Below are 17,358 nucleotides of genomic sequence, written 5' to 3' on the forward strand. Positions count from 1 at the left end.
AGATCGTTGAAGCGATCGCACGCGACGCCCACAGCCTATCACGCCCTGGCTTGAGCCCGGCATCCACGCCTCTCGGTGTGTGCGGTGCGGCGTCGATGGTCGGGACAAGCCCGGCCACGACGGCGGAGGGAGCGCCGGAACGAACGTTCTAGAAATTCACGCGGTTCGAGATCGCGCCGTCCACGACGAGATTGGATCCCGTCGTGAATCCCGACACCGGGCTTGCCAGAAACACCGCCGCGCTCGCGATCTCCTGGGGCGTTGCCATGCGTCCCGTCGGGTTGCGGCTCATCGCATCCTTGTAGCGCTCGGGCATGTTCTGCTCGATCATCTCCCAGACGCCGCCCTTGAAATAGACCGTGCCGGGCGAGACCACGTTGACCCGGATGTTCTTTTTTGCATATTGCCGGGCCAGTCCCTTGGCCATGTGGATCAGCGCGGCCTTGATCGGGCCGTAGGAGCTGGCTGCGTCCGCCTGCGCCGCGGCGATCGACGAGATGATCACGAAGGCCGCGTCGCCGCGGCTCGCGCCGCTGGCTTCGAGGAACGGCCGCGCGGCATCGAACGCATGCACGGCGCCGAGCACGTCGAGCCGGAAATTCTGCTCCCAGGACGCGGGATCGCCGCCTTGCGCCATCGCGCCGGCGTTGGAGAACAGCAAGTCGACGCCGCCGAGCTCCTTTGCAGCATTCTCGATCCAGGATTTCAGTGCTGCGCCGTCGGTGACGTCGACCGGGCTGCCGGTGGCCTTGATACCGCTCGCCTTCAACTCGCCCACGGTGGCCGCAACCTGATCGGCGTTGCGCGCGCACACCGCGACATTGGCGCCTTCACCGGCCAGCGTCGCCGCAATCGCCCGCCCGATGCCGCGCGTGCCGCCGAGGACGATGGCGTTCTTGCCTTTGAGACCGAGATCCATTGTTTGGCTCCTTCTTGTTGATGAGAGAGTGTAGCTGTTTCGAGGGACGCCCAGAAGCCTCCACCAACGGGTCCGCGCAAAGCCAGGCCCAATGACGGCTCCGCGAAGCAATCCAGACTGCATCCGCAGCAACAGTCTGGATTGCTTCGTCGCAAGGGCCTCTCGCAATGACGCGGAGAGACCTCACTCCGGCGCGGCCCCCACCGGCGGTCCGCCGGGCGGGCGGTGCAGGAAGGTCAGCGACGCATAGGCGCCGGCCCAGGAGCCGATCGCCGCGAACGCGACATAGAACGCGTTATCGGTGTAGCTGATCACGGCGTAGGAGGAGAGCAGGTACCAGACCGCGCTCCAGTTCGCCGCCGGCACGCGCTTGCGCGCGATCACCGCCGAGGTGAACATCACATAGACCGCGTCGGTGGCCGCCGTCGCGACGAACACGGCGCCTGCGGTGAGAGGATCGATGGCGGCCATTGCAGTCCTTTCCATGCTAATGGGATGGTTGCGAAGCTAAAGCGAGAGAAGCGGTCATGCAAAGCCCCGCCGACATTCTGAAGGGTATCTGGACCTCCGCCGGCGGTGATGCGGCCGCGCTCGATCGCGTGCGGCTGACCGGCACCGAGCCACAAATCCCATCCTCGTTTCGTGTCGCCGTCGCCGGCCAGACGACGATAGCTGCCGCGGGGCTCGCCGCCGCCGAAATCCGGCGACTGCGCGGCGGCGAGACGCAGGACGTCTCCGTCGACATGCGCCACGCCGTCGCCGAATGTCGTTCCGAGCGCTATCTGCGCGTCGACGACAAGCCGCCGCCGCCGGCCTGGGACGCGATTGCCGGCGTTTACAGGACCGGCGATGGCCGTTTCGTTCGCTGCCACACCAATTTCCCGCATCACCGCGACGCCGTCTGCGAGGTGCTCGGCTGCGAGGCGGAGCGCGAGAAGGTGCAGGCGGCATTGATGCAATGGAGGGGGGAGGATTTCGAAACCGCGGCTTACGCAGCAGGCGGCGTTGTCGCGCTGATGCGGTCCTACGACGAATGGTCCGCCTTGCCGCAGGCGCGTGCGCTCGCGCAATTGCCGCTGGTCTCGATCGAGAGAATCGGCGAGGCGCCGCCGAAGCCGTGGCCAACAGGCGATCGCCCGCTCTCAGGTCTTCGTGTGCTCGATCTCTCCCGCGTCATCGCGGGCCCCGTCGCCGGCCGCACGCTCGCCGCGCACGGCGCGGACGTGCTGCTGGTGTCAGGGCCGGAGCTGCCCGCGATTCCCTGGCTCAACATCGATACCGGCCGCGGCAAGCTTACCACCTTCATCGAGCTGAAGAGCGAAGCCGGGCGGAAGCAGCTGCGCGAGCTGTTGAAGGACGCCGACATCTTCTCGCAAGGCTATCGTCCGCGTGCGCTCGCCGCCCTCGGCTTCGCACCGGAGGACGCCGCGCAAATCAATCCCGGCATCGTCTATGTCACGTTGTCGGCGTATGGCCACGCCGGCCCCTGGGCCGAGCGTCGCGGCTTCGACTCGCTGGTGCAGACCACGACCGGCTTCAATCACGCCGAGGGGCAGGCTTCCGGCATCGACACTCCCAAGGAATTGCCGGCGCAGATCCTCGACCACGCCACCGGCTATCTGATGGCGTTCGGCGCGATGATGGCCAGGGCACGCCAGGCCCGCGAAGGCGGCAGCTGGCACGTGCGCGTCTCGCTGGCGCAGACCGGGCGATGGTTGTGGAATCTCGGCCGGCTGGACGGTGGGCTGAACACCCCGGATCTTACGGGCGAGGCCGTACATGCTGCGTTCATCGAAAGCATGCCATCTGCGTTCGGGACGTTGAAGGCGGTGCGTCATTCAGCAGTGCTGTCGAAGACGCCGGCACAATGGAGCCGTCCTGCGATGCCACTCGGCAGTCATCCTGCGCAATGGCCTGCGCGAAGCTGACATGAAGCTGACATGTCGCAAAACTTTAACGCAAACCGCAAGAGACCCAGCGTTTTTAAGGTTGTTTGAAATCCCAATTCGGCACTATTAGCGCGACCGATGAGGCAGCATTTGCCGAGATCGTCGCAGACACGACCGGGACCCATGGTAGTTGAGAATACCAAGCGATTGCACGTGATTACAAAACAACGGGTGATCACATCCGTAGTTTTACTAGCTCTTGCAGGCGCCGGTGCCTACGGCTTCCATTCTTCGGGGCCAAAGCAAAAAAAGCACTCCGAGATTTCCAGCCAGTCGCGCAGAAATGCGCAGACCTTCACGCCCACGCCGTCCGAATGGGCGACGCTGACGATCGAGCCGGTCAAGGCCAAGAGCTTCCGAGCCGAGTATGTCACCGAGGGCAAGGTCGCGGTCGACGAGGACCGCTCGACGCCGGTATTCTCGCCCTATGCCGGCCGGGTCACCAAGCTGCTGGCCAAGCCGGGCGAGATGCTGAAACAAGGTCAACCGCTGTTTACGATCGAGGCCGCCGACACCGTGCAGGCCCAGAACGATTTCATCGCGGCGATGACCTCGCAGAACAAGGCGAAGTCTGCGCTCGAGCTTTCCGACATCCAGTTCAAGCGCGCCAAGGACCTCTATGAGGGCCATGCCATTCCGCTGAAGGACTATCAGCAGGCGGAAGCAACCCAGGTCCAGGCGCAGAACGACATGCGCTCCTCGGTGACGGCGCTGGAAGCTGCGCGCAACAAGCTTCGCATCCTCGGCTTCACGGACGAGACCATCAAGGCGTTCCAGGACAAGGGCACGATCAATCGGGAGGTCACGATCTATTCGCCGATCTCCGGCACGGTCGTGCAGCGCAAGATCGGGCCCGGGCAGTACGTCAATTCCGGCGCCAGCGATCCGGTCTTCGTGATCGGCGATCTCTCCACGGTCTGGCTCACCGCCTTCGTGCGCGAGAGCGACGCAGCCGCGGTGTGCATCGGCCAGGACATCGCCGTCAACGTGATGGCGCTCCCAGGCCATCCGTTCACCGCCAGGATCAACTACGTCGCCGCTGCGATCGACCCCGGCACCCGCCGCCTTCTGGTTCGCGCGACCATCGACAACAAGGACGGCCTGCTGAAGCCGGAGATGTTCGCCAACGTCACGATCTATTCGGCCGGCGACCGCGCCGCGCCGGCAGTGCCGAAGCAGGCGTTGATCTATGAAGCCGACAACGTCCGTATCTGGGTCGCGCGCGAGGACAAGTCGGTCGAGCTGCGTCAGATCAAGATCGGTCTCATCAACGGCAACCTCGTCGAGGTCACCAGCAATCTCAAGCCCGGCGAGCAGATTATCACCAAGGGCAGCCTGTTCATCGACCGTGCGGCCTCCGGCAGCTGATCGACGACCCCAAGAAGTTGAAGACCTGAATGGATCGTCTCGTTGCCCTTGCCGTCGACCGGCGCTTCCTGATGGTCGGAATGTTTGCGGCCGTTCTGATCGGCGGCCTGATCGCGTTCAACCAGCTCAACATCGAGGCTTATCCCGATCCGACGCCGCCGATGGTCGACATCGTGACGCAGAGCCCGGGGCTGTCGGCGGAGGAGATCGAGCGCTACATCACGATCCCGATCGAGACCCAGGTCGCGGGCCTGAAGAACATCACGACCATCCGCACCATCTCGCTCTACGGTCTGTCCGACGTCAAAATCCAGTTCTCCTTCGCCTACACCTATGACGAGGCGTTGCAGCAGGTCTTGAACCGCCTGGCTCAGCTCGCTCCGCTGCCCGGCAACGTGCAGCCGCAGATCTCGCCGCTTAGTCCGATCGGAGAAATCTTCCGCTATCGCCTGGTCGGCCCACCCAATTACAGCGTGCTCGACCTCAAGACCATCCAGGACTGGATTCTCCAGCGCCGTTTCCGCGCTGTGCCCGGCGTCATCGACGTCACCGGCTGGGGCGGCAAGAGCAAGACCTACGAGATTCAGGTCGATTTCAACAAGCTGGTCGCCAACGGGCTGACGCTGCCGCAACTGCTCCAGGCGGTCGGCAATTCCAATGTCAATGTCGGCGGCAACACCGTCGATATCGGCCAGCAATCGGCCGTGGTGCGCGGCGTCGGCCTGATCCGCTCGATCGACGACCTCGCCAATACCATGGTGGCGCAGACCGGCGGCAACCCGGTGCTGGTCAAGGACGTCGCATCCGTCACCGTCGGTCAGAAGCCGCGTCTCGGTATCGCCGGCCTCGACGACGACGACGATATCGTGCAAGGCATCGTCCTGATGCGCCGCGGCGAGCAGAGCACGCCGACCATCAAACGGGTCGAGCAGCTCGTTCAGCAAATCAACAACTCCACCATTCTGCCGCCGGGAGTGCGCATCGAGCGCATCTACGACCGCAAGGACCTGATCGATCTCACCACCCACACCGTGCTGCACAATATGGTGGTCGGCATCCTGCTGATCGTGCTGTTGCAGTGGATCTTCCTCGGCGATCTTCGCAGCGCGCTGATCGTCGGCGCGACCATTCCGTTCGCGTTGTTCTTCGCCGTCATCATCCTGGTGCTGCGTGGGGAATCGGCAAACCTGTTGTCGGTCGGCGCGATCGATTTCGGCCTGATCGTCGACGCCACCGTCATCATGGTGGAGGCGATCTTCCGCCGCTTGACGCAGACGACGCCGATCTCGGAATCCGAGCACATATCGCCCGAGACGCTGTTCGGCATGAAGAGCCATGCCATCCTCAGCGCGGCTGCCGACGTCTCGCGTTCGATCTTCTTCGCCGCGGCGATCATCATCGCGGCCTTCCTGCCGCTGTTCACCCTGTCCGGGGTCGAGGGCAACATCTTCGGGCCGATGGCCCGCACCTATGCCTATGCGCTCGCCGGCGGCTTGCTCGCCACCTTCACGGTGACGCCCGCACTGTCCGCGATCATCCTGCCCGCGCATGTCGAGGAAACCGAGACGAAGGTGATGCTGATCCTGCACCGGTTGTACTCGCCGTTGCTGTATTGGGCGGTCGCCAATCGCAACATCGTCCTCGGCGGTGCGGTCGGCCTCGTGCTGATGACGGTGGCGCTCAGCCGGCTGCTCGGCCTCGAATTCCTGCCGAAGCTGGAGGAGGGCAATCTCTGGATTCGTGCCACGCTGCCGCCGACCATTTCGCTCCAGGAAGGCAACAGCTACGTCAACGAGATGCGCAAGGTGATTCGTGCCCGGCCCGAGGTCGAGTCCGTCGTATCGCAGCACGGCCGTCCCGATGACGGCACCGACGCTGCCGGCTTCTTCAATGCCGAGTTCTTCGCGCCGCTCAAGCCCGTGAGCCAGTGGCCCGGCACGCGCGACAAGGAAGAGCTGACCGCGCAACTGCTCAAGCAGCTCGACGACCGCTTTCCCGGCGTCGAGTTCAACTTCTCGCAATATCTCCAGGACAACGTCTCCGAAGCCGTTTCCGGCGTGAAGGGCGAGAACTCGATCAAGCTGTTCGGCAGCGACCTCCAGGCGCTGACCGACACCGCCAACAAGATCAAGTCGGTGCTGGCCACCGTACAGGGCGTCACCGACCTTGCCGTGTTCACCTCGCTCGGGCAGCCGACCATCCAGATCGACATCGATCGCGCCAAGGCCGCGCGCTACGGCCTCGCGCCCGGCGACATCAACGCCACCATCAAGGTCGCGATTGGCGGCGACACGGCGGGGGATCTCTACGAGCCGGGCAGCGATCGTCACTTCCCGATCATCGTCCGTCTTGCGCCGGAATATCGCAGGAGCGCGGAGGCGATCCAGAATTTGCGGATCGGCGCGCCCGGTCCGAACGGCACCGTCACGCAAATCCCTCTGAGCGAGGTCGCCAACATCAGCCTCGTCTCCGGCGCCGCCTACATCTATCGCGAGCAGCAGGAGCGCTATCTACCGATCAAGTTCTCGGTGCGCGAGCGCGATCTCGGCAGCGCCATCCGCGAGGCGCAGGACAAGATCGCCGAGCAGGTGCAGCTGCCTCCGGGCTCGCACATGGAATGGGTCGGCGAGTTCGGCAATCTCCAGGACGCGATCCGGCGGCTGTCGATCGTGGTGCCGATCTCTCTGGCGCTGATCGGCGTGCTGCTCTGGTTCAATTTCGGCTCGATGACCGACACGCTGCTCGCGATGAGCGTGATTCCGATGGCGATCTTCGGCGGCGTGCTCGGCCTGCTGATAACAGGCACGGCGTTCAGCGTTTCCGCGGCGATCGGCTTCATCGCGCTGTTCGGCATCGCCGTGATGGACGGCATCATCATCCTGTCGCAGTTCAACCAGCTTATCGAAGAGGGTATGGACCGCATGAGCGCGGTGGTGCGCACCGGCGAGCTTCAGCTCCGCCCCGTGCTGATGACCTGCGTCGTCGCAGGCGTCGGCCTGTTGCCGGCGGCACTATCGGAAGGCATCGGCTCGCAGGTGCAGAAGCCGCTCGCGGTCGTCGTCGTCACCGGCATGATGCTGGCGCCGGTCGTGATCCTGGTGACCTTGCCGGTCTTGATCTCGTTCTTCTCCCGAAGCGGGCGCTGACCGTCAGAACCCGTAGAGCCGCGCCGGATTGTCGACCAGGATCTTCTTGCGCACATCCGCCTCCGGCGCCCACACCGGAAGCTGGTTGAGCAGGCGGCCATCGTCGATCTGATAGAGAGGCGCGATGTCGGTGGGCTTGCGTCCCTCGACGCGGCTGGAATCCGGATGCGGCCAGTCGGTGCCCCAGACGATGCGGTCCGCATTGGCCGCGATCAGCGCGCGGGCATAGGGCACCATATCCTGATAGTCGGGTGCGAGCTTCGACGAGCGATAGGCGCCGGAGATCTTCACATAGGCCTTGCCGGACTTGACGAGGGCCATCAGGTCGGAAAATCCCGGTTGCTCCAGCCCAAGTGGGGCCTCGAGCCCGCCGAAATGGTCGAACACGGCGGGCACGGGCGATGCCAGCACGAGATCCTTGATCGCAGAGATCATCACCGGCGTGGTGTAGAGCTGCACATGCCAGCCGCGCGCCTTCACGCGCTCGACGGCTGTGGTGAAGCGGGCGCGGCCGATATTGGTGTCGTTGATGCCCCCAGTCGCCAGATTGATGCGGATGCCGCGGAAGCCTTCCGCCTGCATCGCATCGAGCTGCGCCTCGGTGGTCCTGTCGTCGATCACGGCGACCCCGCGCGCGGTCGCACCACGCGCCTTCATGCCGAACAAGGTGGAGGAATTGTCGGTGCCGTAGACGCTCGGCGTCACGATCACCACGCGCTCGATATGCAGCGCCTTGTGCAGCGCCGCCATTTCTTCGGGGCTCGCCGGCTCCGGCGTATAGACGCGCCCCGCGAAGAACGGAAACCTCTGGGGATCGCCGTGAATGTGGGTGTGGCAGTCGCAGGCATGCGCCGGGACGTCGAAATTGATCGGCGTTGCGGGCTGCGCCGCACGGGCGCGGGCTTTGCTGGTCATGCTACTCCGGCGGCAAGGGAGGCGAGCAGGATGCTGCGTCGGCTGTGCATGGCTTCTCTCCCTGTTTCGTTCTTTGGAAATGCGGCTGGGACGGTATCAGATCAGCCGGGTCAGGTGCTGCGCTTGGCTGCATAGCTGCTCAACAAGGTTCGCAAGCGGACGCGAGTCGTCAACGTGCACGACCGGGCACCGTCAAAGACGGCGAGGGAGGCAGAGCGCTGGAGATGCCGCGCGCCGGCTGCTAATGTCCCGACGGCGTGCGCAGGCCGTGCCAGGCGTCGCGGACCTGGTGGTAATGAACCTCGGGCAGGTAGTCCGGCGTGTTCAGGTTCAGCGTCTTGACGTCGAGATGGCCGATGGCGCTGAGCAGCGTGTAGGAGGCGATCACGCGGTCGCGTTGCGCGCCGATGAGGCGGGCCTTGGCCTGGATCAGATCGGCTTGCGAGTTCAAGACGTCCACGGTCGTGCGCTGTCCGCCGGCCGCCTCGCGCTGCACGCCCTGCAGCGCGACGGTCGCCGCCTTCACCTCGGACTCCGAGGCCGAGACCGTGACCTTGGCACCTTCATTGGCAACCCATGCGCTGACCGCCGCCGTGCGCGCCTGGTTGCGAACCTGATCGAGCACGAGCCGGCTCTGTGCCGTGATCTCCTTGGCCTGCCGGGTCTGCGCCGCGGCCTGACCGCCGTCGTAGATCGGCGCGGTGACGTTGGCGACAATCGAGGCCTGGTCTTCGGCGAAGGTGCCTAGCGTCGGGTCGTTGTTGCGGCTCTTGCTTGCGCTGCCCTGGATGGTGGCGCTCGGCAGCAGCGTGCCCTCGGCGATGCGGATATTGGTGGAGGCGACATCGACGTCGAAACTTGCGGCCATCACCGCCGGATGCTGGCGGATCGCCATCGACATGGCGTCCTCGCGGCTCTTCGGCAGATAGCGGTCGACGGCCTCGGCCGGCCGAAGCTGCGACGGCGCATTGCCGACCACCTGCGCATAAATCGCCTGGCTGACGGCGAGCGCGATCTCGGCCGCGTTGAGATCGGCAAGGCCGCGGTTGAGGCGGGCCTCGGCCTGCGCGGTGTCGGTCGGCGTGACGTCGCCGGCGTTGAGGCGGCGCTGGGTGACCGACAATGTTTCGCGCAGGAAGGCGACGTTGGAGCGCTGTGCTTCCACCAACGACTGGTTGGCGAGCACGTTGGTGTAGGCGGTGACCGCATCGAGCAGGACGCCCTGGCCGACATTGCGCAGCGCCTCGCGACCCGACTGCACCTGAAGTTCCGCGGCCCGCACGCTGTTGGCGGTGCGGAAACCGTTGAACAGGGTCTGCGTCACGGTGACGCCGATGATCCAGGGTTTCAGGTTGGCGGTCTGGATGGTGTTGTCGGGCAACAGATTGCGCACCGATTGAAGGCCGGCGCTGAGGCTGGCCAGGATCTGCGGCCGATAGCCGGCAAGCGCCTGCGGCACGTTCTCGTCGGTCGCGCGCTGGCGCGCGCGCTCGGCATTGAGCTGCGGGTTGGTCTGGTAGGCCTTGGACAGGGCTTCCGGCAGGGCTTCGGCCCAGGCGGCGGAGGGCAGGGCGCACGAGAGCGCCAGCGTGGCCCATGTTGCAAACGCGGGACCCACGCCCGATCGATGCCGCGTCACCCCGCGACCAGCTCTGGCGATACGCCCAATCATATGTTCCCGCGAAATTCCCGGCTGTCCGCCCCCGCCGACGGCGGTCGTCTTAACTGTTAAACCAGCCCAGGTCCCGCAGGCAAACTGCCGCGGGAAAAACCCCCATGAAATCCGTGCTTGTTGCAGCTCCGTCACAGGGGGCCGCGGGAACGCGGCAGGGCCTTACACCTGCCTGACCGGTTTGCCTTACCGGTTTTTGTTCACCGGCTTGCGCTTCTCGATGAACGCAGCCATGCCCTCAGAGCGATCCTCGAGCGCAAAGGTCGAGTGGAACAGGTTACGCTCGACGCTCATGCCCTCGGCCAGCGTGGTCTCGAAGGCGCGGTTCACCGCTTCCTTGGCCATCGCGGCCGCAGGGCGCGACATCGCGGCGATCTTCTCGGCTGCCGCCATCACTTCGTCCATCAGCTTGTCAGCGGGTACGATGCGGCTGACGAGGCCCGAGCGTTCGGCTTCCTCCGCATCCATCATCCGGCCGGTGAGGCAGAGATCCATTGCCTTGGACTTGCCGATCGCGCGCGTCAGGCGCTGGGTGCCGCCGATGCCGGGAATGGTGCCCAGCGTGATCTCGGGCTGGCCGAACTTTGCGGTGTCGGCGGCGATGATGAAATCGCACATCATGGCGAGCTCGCAGCCGCCGCCGAGCGCGTAGCCGGCGACCGCGGCGATGGTCGGCTTGCGACAGCGCGCGATGCGGTCGCCGCCGATCGCGGCGAAATCCTCGGAGAACATGTCAATGAAGCCCTTGGGCTGCATCTCCTTGATGTCGGCGCCGGCGGCAAAGGCCTTCTCGTTACCGGTCACGACGATGCAGCCGACGGCGTCATCGGCCTCGAGATCGTCGACCGCCGCGGCAATCTCGCGGAAGACGCCGAAAGAGAGCGCGTTGAGCATCTTCGGCCGGTTCAGCTTGACGATGCCGACCGCGCCTTTGCTCTCGACGATGATGTGTTCGAACGTGCTCATGCTCCACCCACGCTTTTGATTGGGCAGGCAATGTGCCCGCTGGCGCGGTGGGCTTCAAGAGGCTACCGGCCGCCGGAACGCGACGAGAGGCGCGTTCCGGACGGGGTCCATCAGCCGGTTACCCAGGCCGGAAATCGGCCGGCAATCACGCCATGAACATCCGGGCGGCGGACGCCAGCGTCAGCAGCGTGCCGACGCCGATGAAGATCTTGCCGATCAGCGAGCTCTGGTCCCAGGCCGAGCTCTGCTGGCTGCTTGCCATCACCGGCGCGGGCCGCGGCTGCGCCTCGGTTGCGGCAATCACCGCCTTCTGCGCCGGCGGGCTCTCCTGTTGCACGGCGCGATCGATATCGTTGAGCTGATCGGGCGCGACGACCTGGCTTTCGGGGGGCGCGACGTTGGTATTGTCGGCTGCAGCGTGAACATTATCGTTGGCGCGGTTCGTCATCGCGGAGGCGGCAGCCGCAGTTGGCGTATCGGTGGCGAGCTGCGCGTTGGCATTGGCGACCTCCGGCGGCATCTGGCTCGACGTCGGAACCTCACTGCCTGTCTTGTTGTCGTTCCTGTTCTCGTTCCTGGCCTCGTCCGTCCTTGTCGCGGCGCCCTTCCCGGCGGACTTGTCGTCGGATTTCTGCGCCGTCTTGCTGCTGCCGGTGCGGCGCGAGTCATGGCGCCGGTGCTTGGCCGTGTCGGCCTGCTTCTCCGCGCTGTCCGATTTATTGCCTGCGGCCGAACTCGGCTCCGCCTGTGCAAAGCCCCCGAACAGCAGGAAAAGCCCGGCCGAGACAATCAGGGCCGCGCGTGCGCTGGCTTTCATCATGTTGACGATCTCCCCAATTCCGCCCGTCCCGGCAACGAACAGAGACCCTGGGGCGTGACGACAGCGGGGCAGAAAATGGGAATCTTCGGGTTAGACCCGGCAAAAACGGGGCAAACCGCCCCTCGCGGCCGGGCGCACGATGCGGAACGCGCCGATCGGTGTTATGAGCCGCCCCAGAGATGTTAATGGCCGCATCGGTCGCGAGGCCCCGGCTAGATCACGAATTCGTGATCTATTCGACGCCCCGTAACAAATTGAAAGAGCGGCCGAATTGCTTGGTGAGGGCGCGCGTGCGCGGACGTGAGGACGAATGGACCGGCCTGATGCGGTCGGCCATGGCTGGCGATGACGCAGCGTATCATCGCTTGTTGAAGGCAATCACGCCGGTGCTGCGCGCTGCCGCGAGGCGCGGGTTGGCGCGGGCAGGTCAGCCTCCCGACCAGGCCGAGGATATCGTGCAGGAGATTCTGTTGGCGGTGCATCTGAAGCGGCACACCTGGGACAGCGAAGCCCCCTTCGCGCCCTGGCTGTTTGCGATCGGCCGCAACAAGCTGATCGACACGCTCCGCCGGCGCGGCAAGCGCGTGTTCGTCAACATCGACGACTTCGCCGAGGCGCTGCCGGGCGAGGTGCCGCAGGAGACCGCGTCAGCCGGCGAGGTCGCCGCCCAACTGGGCACGCTGCCGCAGCGTCAGCGCGACGTGCTGCAATCGATCGCGGTCGAGGCGGCCTCGATCAAGGATACGGCGGCAAAGTTATCGATGAGCGAGGGTGCGGTGCGGGTCGCGCTGCATCGCGGACTTGCCGCGCTGACGGCCAAACTGCGGGACCATTAGTCATGGACACCGATCAACTCATTCGCTCGCTCGCAGCCGACAACGCGAACCGCGCTCCACGCGTCGGCGCCGTGCTGACCATGGCGCTGCTGGTGGCCGCGCCGTTTTCGATCCTGTTTTTTGCGACATTCCTCGGCGTGCGCGCCGACGTGATGAGCGCGATGCACAACCCGTTCTTCGACATGAAGTTCGCGGTGACGCTGTCGCTCGCAATTCCCGCGATCATCATCAGCCTGCATTTGTCGCGTCCCGAAGCCCTGCTGCGCGGCTGGGCCTGGCTGCTGCTGCTGCCGGTCGGGCTGCTGGCGGTTGCGATCGGCAGCGAGGCGATGATGGCCCCGGCCATGCCGATGACGATGCGCTTGATGGGCAGGAACTCCAGGGTGTGCCTGGTCGCGATCCCTGCGATGTCGCTGCCGCTGCTTGCGGGGGCGCTGTTCGGCCTGCGCCACGGCGCGCCGTCAAGCCCCGCGCTCGCCGGCGCGCTCGCCGGGCTGGTGTCGGCGGGCCTCGCCGCGACCCTCTATGCCTCGCACTGCACCGACGACTCGCCCCTGTTCGTCGCGACCTGGTACACGCTCGCGACCGCGCTGGTGACTGCGATCGGCGCGCTGGTGGGATCGAAGGTCCTGCGCTATTAGAGAATGATCCGGAAAAGTGTGCAGCGGTTTTCCGAAAAGATCATGCTCAAACGACAACCTGAAGCGCGATGACGATTCATCCTGGTCTCATCGCATTTTAGCGTGCCGGCTTCACGCCGCCGGCGTCGCGCCCAGCTGCATGCGGTGGAAGCGCAGCACCTGCTGCGCAGTCGATGGACGCAGCGCCTCATAGGTGTCGCGCAGCGTCAGAATGTCGGTCTGCGACCCGCCGGATAGCTTCTCGCGCATGGCGATGATGGCCCGCACGCTCGACCATTGCATGCCGGCGACCTTGGCGAGGATCATCACGCCCTCGGTGCGGCTCTCGATCATCATGGTTTCGGCGGTCTCGACCGCGACGCTCGCGAGTGCAGCCAGCCCCGCATTGGTTTCGTCGAACTTGCCCTGCTCGGCGAAGGTGGTGACCTGGAGCTCGTTGAGGCGGCCGTCGTCGTGCAGCGATTTCACCAGCGCGCGGGCCATCTCGGTCTGCTTCGTCATGGCGGCAGCGCGAGCCCGTTGGGCCGCTTGCTGGACTACGCTCGACACTTCGTCCGCAAGCTCGGGATGCGCGGCCGCAAGCTTCCTGCGCACGCTCAAGGATGCCTTGGCGACCAGCCTCAAATAGTGATGGCGCGGCAGGTCGGACCGCAGGCCGATGCAGCTGGCGAGGTCGTCGTCGCGTTCGGCGCGGATGACGAGCTCGGTAAGACTTCCCTCGGAAAGCCGCGCGCCCGGATTGCTGACGGTCGATTGCACCACGTCCTCATTGCCCCGCATCACCAGCACGTCGGTCAGCGCTTCCGACAGTATCCGCCGTAGCGAGATCGCCTTGAGATGCGCCTGGCCCCTGGTGTGCGCGATCTCGATCAGCGTCGCCTCGTCCAGCCGTTCCGATTTCGACAGCACCGGGCCGGAGACCTCGATGGCCTCGTCGAGTGCGAGCGTGCGGATGATTTTCGGCGGCGCAGCCGCGATCGGTGCGAGGCGTTCGGCGAGCAGCGCCCTGGCTGACGTCTCGATCTGCCCGATCAGGCACTGGAACACGTCGTCGAACACGCGGATGTGGTCGTCGGAATAGTCCATTGCGTTGCCCGCGAAGAGATCGGTGACACGGCGCAGCGTCTCGACCCGGCGCGCAACGGTGCCGTGCGAGAGGGCGGCCTGCAATTCCTCGAGCAGGTTTTCGGATGGTCTTGCGGATTTGGATCTCATTGCCCTGTCCTGGAGCGTTCGGCCCGGCTACGGCTTCTGTCGCAGCGGGAGAAAATGGATTGGTCAGCTCGTTACAATAGAATTGCGCCCTTGCGCCTTGGCGGAATAAAGCGCGCGATCGGCACGCGCGAGAAAGGTGTCTGCAGTATCAATGTCGCGCAGCGTCGCGACGCCCGCGGAAATGGTCACCCGCATGCCCGGAGAGAATGCACTCCAGTCGAGATCGGCAACGATGCCGCGCAAGCGCTCGAGCATACGGTGCGCGACGTCGCCCGACGTGTCCGGCAGCAGCAGCAGGAATTCCTCACCGCCGTAGCGGCCGAAACTGTCGGCCGGGCGGAGGTTGGCGAAAATAGTGATCGCGAAGGTCCGCAGCACCTCGTCGCCGATGGGATGGCCGTGGGCGTCGTTGATGCGCTTGAACCAGTCGATATCGATCAGCGCGATCGCGCAAGGCGTGGATGCCTGACGCGACTTCTCGATCTCGGCATCTAGAAGCCGCATGATGCAGCCGCGGTTATAGGCGCCGGTGAGTTCGTCGAGCTCGGCCAGTTCCTCGATACGCCGATACGCGGCCTTCAGTTCGATGCTGCGCCGGTACAGGATCTTGCGCAAGGTGGCGCCGAACAGGCCGAGGAAGGCGCACTGGCCGATCACCAGCACGAAGCAGAGCATCGAGGCGGCTCGCTGCAGCCGGGTCGTGACCGGCAGTCCGATCGGCAGATCCGAGCCCAGGAAAACCGTGGCGAGCCCGCAGGTGGCAAGGCCCCAGGTGAGCATCGCCTGGCTCGACGTCATACGCAGCGTGCCGAAGGCGAAGATCAGGAACAACACTGCGAGAAACGCGACCCCGACCGTGGGCACCGCGAGCAGGAACACCAGCTGCAGCGCCATGTGGGCCGAGATCTGATAGACGGTGAGGTAATGATCCTCGAACCGGTCGCCGAAACCGGCTTCGGACAGCACCGTGAACGTCCCGATGATCAGGAGGCCGCCGACCCAGAACAGCGACGGAACTCCCATGGAGATCGTGCCGTCATAAGCGTAGAGCAGCAGGACCGAGGCTCCCAGCGAGTAGCTCGCGACCTGGCCGACATACATCTGGCGGCGCTGCCGGGTTCGGCGTGCCCTGACTTCTGAAGCGGCCGTCTCGGGCGCGAGGACGAGCTCCGCGACCTCTGCGGCATTCCTCTCGGGAAAGGACGTCGCGGCCGTGCTCATGGTCCCGCCAATGGTGGATGTCAGCGCAAAAATCTACGTGGCAAGCCTTTAGGTTTGGTATCCTTGGAGCCGAATCCGAACCGTGCAGCACGGAACAAGATGATCAGCGATCGTGCGATTCTTGCCGGCGATCATGCATCGTGTGCGACGCGATCGAGCCAAAACAGGGCTTGGTGCGACAAACCTGGACAGGGCTGCTATGGAACCGAACCAGGCCGGCGCCTGTGCCTTCCGCAGGGAAAGTGTCTCAGTATTATGTTACCGATTTGGATTGACGCCGCTGATCGCCGCGGATGGGACCATAAAAATGGGCCTGTGTGGGGTAGCTCACACTGGCCCCCGCATGATTGCGGTAATCTGAACAATTTTGCACCCCCCGTCGAACCGCCCGCCGCATCGACCCGACCAACTTTGCGAGACGGCCATTGAGCGCGACACAGGCGGCTTCCGACGAGGTTCTGATCGCCAGGATCGCCCAAGGTGACCGGCTCGCCATGCAGGTGCTGTACGGGCGGCACCATGTCAGGGTCTACAGGTTCGGACTGCGGCTCGTGCGCGACGAGCAGGCGGCGGAAGACCTCATCAGCGAGGTGTTTCTCGACGTCTGGCGTCAAGCCGGCAAGTTCGAAGGCCGATCCGCCGTTTCCACCTGGCTGCTGGCAATCACCCGATTCAAGGCCCTGTCTGCGCTTCGGCGCAGGAAGGATTTTGAGTTGGACGAAGAAGCCGCCAACGCGATCGAGGACACGTCCGATGATCCGGAAACGGTGGCGCAGAAGAATGATACCAGTGAGGCATTGCGGGAGTGTCTGACGGGCCTCTCGCCGGAACACCGGGAAATCGTCGATCTCGTCTACTACCACGAGAAGTCCGTGGAAGAGGTGGCCGAAATCGTCGGAATTCCGGAGAACACTGTGAAGACGCGCTTGTTCTATGCGCGCAAGAAACTGGCCGAACTGCTGAAGGCAGCCGGCGTTGAGCGAGGCTGGCCATGATGGCATTGAGCAAGAAGATGCTGGAGCAAGAGCCCAGTGAAATTGAACTGCTGCTGCCCTGGCACGCCGCCGGCACGCTGAGCGCGCGCGATGCGCGCCGCGTCGAGGAAGCCCTGGCGCGCGATCCCGAGCTTGCCAGGCAATATGCCGCGGTCCGCGGCGAGTACGCAGAGACCATCCATCTGAACGAGAGCCTGGGTGCTCCGTCGGCGCGCGCGATGCAGAAGCTGTTCGCCGCGATCGACGCTGAGCCGGCGCGGGCGAGCGGCTCGCTGCCGCTGTCGGCGCGCATCTCGACCTTCTTCGCGAACCTGTCGCCGCGCACGCTGGCATGGTCGGCGAGCCTCGGCGCCATCGCACTCGTGCTGCAAGCCGGAATCATCGGTGCCGTGCTGATGAAGAACCAGCCGGCGACCTTCCAGACGGCTTCGCTCTCGACCAGCGCGCCGATCACGCGCGAGCTCGGCAGCACGGCTGCGCCGGCGCGCGCGCTGGTGCGATTCACGCCCGAGGCACGCGTCGCCGACATCACCGCGCTGCTCGACAGCTACCAGGCTTCGATCATCGGCGACGCCAAGGGCGGCATGTTCCGCCTCCAGTTCGACAAGGCGATGAGCCAGGACGAGCTCGCCTCGCTGCTCGGCAGAATGCAGCGCGAGAAGTTCGTCAACCTCGCCGTCGCGGTGCCCTAGGCG

General features: G+C 65.0%; 14 protein-coding genes and 1 pseudogene. 7 read left to right on the forward strand and 8 right to left on the reverse strand.

The genetic code is table 11. The annotated features are described in order from the left end of the window. Positions 1 to 148: 148 nt before the first annotated feature. A complete protein-coding gene (locus ABIG06_RS24445) occupies positions 149 to 919 on the reverse strand; it encodes an SDR family NAD(P)-dependent oxidoreductase (protein ID WP_370138896.1) in 771 nt (256 codons plus the stop codon). Between the two features lie 183 nt (positions 920 to 1,102). Further along, a complete protein-coding gene (locus ABIG06_RS24450; protein WP_124160822.1) occupies positions 1,103 to 1,390 on the reverse strand; it encodes a hypothetical protein in 288 nt (95 codons plus the stop codon). 56 nt (positions 1,391 to 1,446) lie between these two features. On the opposite strand from ABIG06_RS24450, the gene ABIG06_RS24455 reads away from it, so the two are divergent. From ABIG06_RS24455 to ABIG06_RS24465, 3 genes are all read left to right on the forward strand, one after another. Beyond that, entirely contained in the window at positions 1,447 to 2,847 is a 1,401-nt protein-coding gene (locus tag ABIG06_RS24455) for a CoA transferase (protein WP_424578397.1), read from the forward strand. Positions 2,848 to 2,991: 144 nt separating this feature from the next. Next, positions 2,992 to 4,236, forward strand: a complete 1,245-nt coding sequence (locus ABIG06_RS24460; RefSeq protein ID WP_124160788.1) for an efflux RND transporter periplasmic adaptor subunit — start codon at positions 2,992 to 2,994, stop codon at positions 4,234 to 4,236. A 29-nt stretch (positions 4,237 to 4,265) separates the two neighbouring features. Next, the gene (locus ABIG06_RS24465) at positions 4,266 to 7,382 is read left to right on the forward strand and encodes an efflux RND transporter permease subunit (RefSeq protein WP_370138897.1); all 3,117 of its coding nucleotides are present in this window, start codon (positions 4,266 to 4,268) and stop codon (positions 7,380 to 7,382) included. Between the two features lie 3 nt (positions 7,383 to 7,385). Here the strand turns inward: ABIG06_RS24465 and ABIG06_RS24470 are convergent. The 4 genes and pseudogenes from ABIG06_RS24470 to ABIG06_RS24485 all read right to left on the reverse strand — a co-directional run bounded on the left by ABIG06_RS24470 (position 7,386) and on the right by ABIG06_RS24485 (position 11,755). Beyond that, positions 7,386 to 8,347 (reverse strand): annotated as a pseudogene (locus ABIG06_RS24470) (amidohydrolase family protein). A 191-nt stretch (positions 8,348 to 8,538) separates the two neighbouring features. Further along, positions 8,539 to 9,969 carry a TolC family outer membrane protein gene (locus ABIG06_RS24475; RefSeq protein ID WP_370138898.1) on the reverse strand — a complete coding sequence of 477 codons (1,431 nt, stop codon included), beginning with the start codon at positions 9,967 to 9,969 and terminating at the stop codon, positions 8,539 to 8,541. Between the two features lie 186 nt (positions 9,970 to 10,155). Further along, positions 10,156 to 10,935 (reverse strand): enoyl-CoA hydratase, encoded by a 780-nt coding sequence (locus ABIG06_RS24480; protein ID WP_124160792.1) that lies wholly within the window; start codon positions 10,933 to 10,935, stop codon positions 10,156 to 10,158. Positions 10,936 to 11,080: 145 nt separating this feature from the next. Then, positions 11,081 to 11,755 (reverse strand): hypothetical protein, encoded by a 675-nt coding sequence (locus ABIG06_RS24485; RefSeq protein WP_124160793.1) that lies wholly within the window; start codon positions 11,753 to 11,755, stop codon positions 11,081 to 11,083. A gap of 290 nt (positions 11,756 to 12,045) precedes the next feature. Here ABIG06_RS24485 and ABIG06_RS24490 point away from each other — a divergent pair, with 290 nt between their 5' ends. After that, a complete protein-coding gene (locus tag ABIG06_RS24490) occupies positions 12,046 to 12,591 on the forward strand; it encodes a sigma-70 family RNA polymerase sigma factor (RefSeq protein ID WP_199751542.1) in 546 nt (181 codons plus the stop codon). Between the two features lie 2 nt (positions 12,592 to 12,593). Beyond that, positions 12,594 to 13,232: an NrsF family protein gene (locus tag ABIG06_RS24495; RefSeq protein WP_124160794.1), complete on the forward strand. Its 639-nt coding sequence runs from the start codon at positions 12,594 to 12,596 to the stop codon at positions 13,230 to 13,232. Positions 13,233 to 13,343: 111 nt separating this feature from the next. On the opposite strand, the gene ABIG06_RS24500 is transcribed toward ABIG06_RS24495, so the two are convergent. Next, positions 13,344 to 14,447: a DUF2336 domain-containing protein gene (locus ABIG06_RS24500; protein ID WP_370138899.1), complete on the reverse strand. Its 1,104-nt coding sequence runs from the start codon at positions 14,445 to 14,447 to the stop codon at positions 13,344 to 13,346. A 63-nt stretch (positions 14,448 to 14,510) separates the two neighbouring features. Beyond that, a complete protein-coding gene (locus ABIG06_RS24505) occupies positions 14,511 to 15,668 on the reverse strand; it encodes a GGDEF domain-containing protein (protein WP_124160796.1) in 1,158 nt (385 codons plus the stop codon). A gap of 425 nt (positions 15,669 to 16,093) precedes the next feature. Here ABIG06_RS24505 and ABIG06_RS24510 point away from each other — a divergent pair, with 425 nt between their 5' ends. Together ABIG06_RS24510 and ABIG06_RS24515 are read left to right on the forward strand one after the other, a co-directional pair. Continuing rightward, complete coding sequence (locus tag ABIG06_RS24510; RefSeq protein ID WP_370138900.1) at positions 16,094 to 16,663, forward strand: sigma-70 family RNA polymerase sigma factor; 570 nt, start codon at positions 16,094 to 16,096, stop codon at positions 16,661 to 16,663. Further along, complete coding sequence (locus ABIG06_RS24515) at positions 16,660 to 17,355, forward strand: hypothetical protein (RefSeq protein WP_370138901.1); 696 nt, start codon at positions 16,660 to 16,662, stop codon at positions 17,353 to 17,355. The genes ABIG06_RS24510 and ABIG06_RS24515 overlap by 4 nt, the downstream gene beginning before the upstream one ends. Positions 17,356 to 17,358 lie beyond the last annotated feature (3 nt).

The organism is Bradyrhizobium sp. USDA 326 (genome assembly GCF_049739485.1).
Classification (GTDB): Bacteria; Pseudomonadota; Alphaproteobacteria; order Rhizobiales; family Xanthobacteraceae; genus Bradyrhizobium.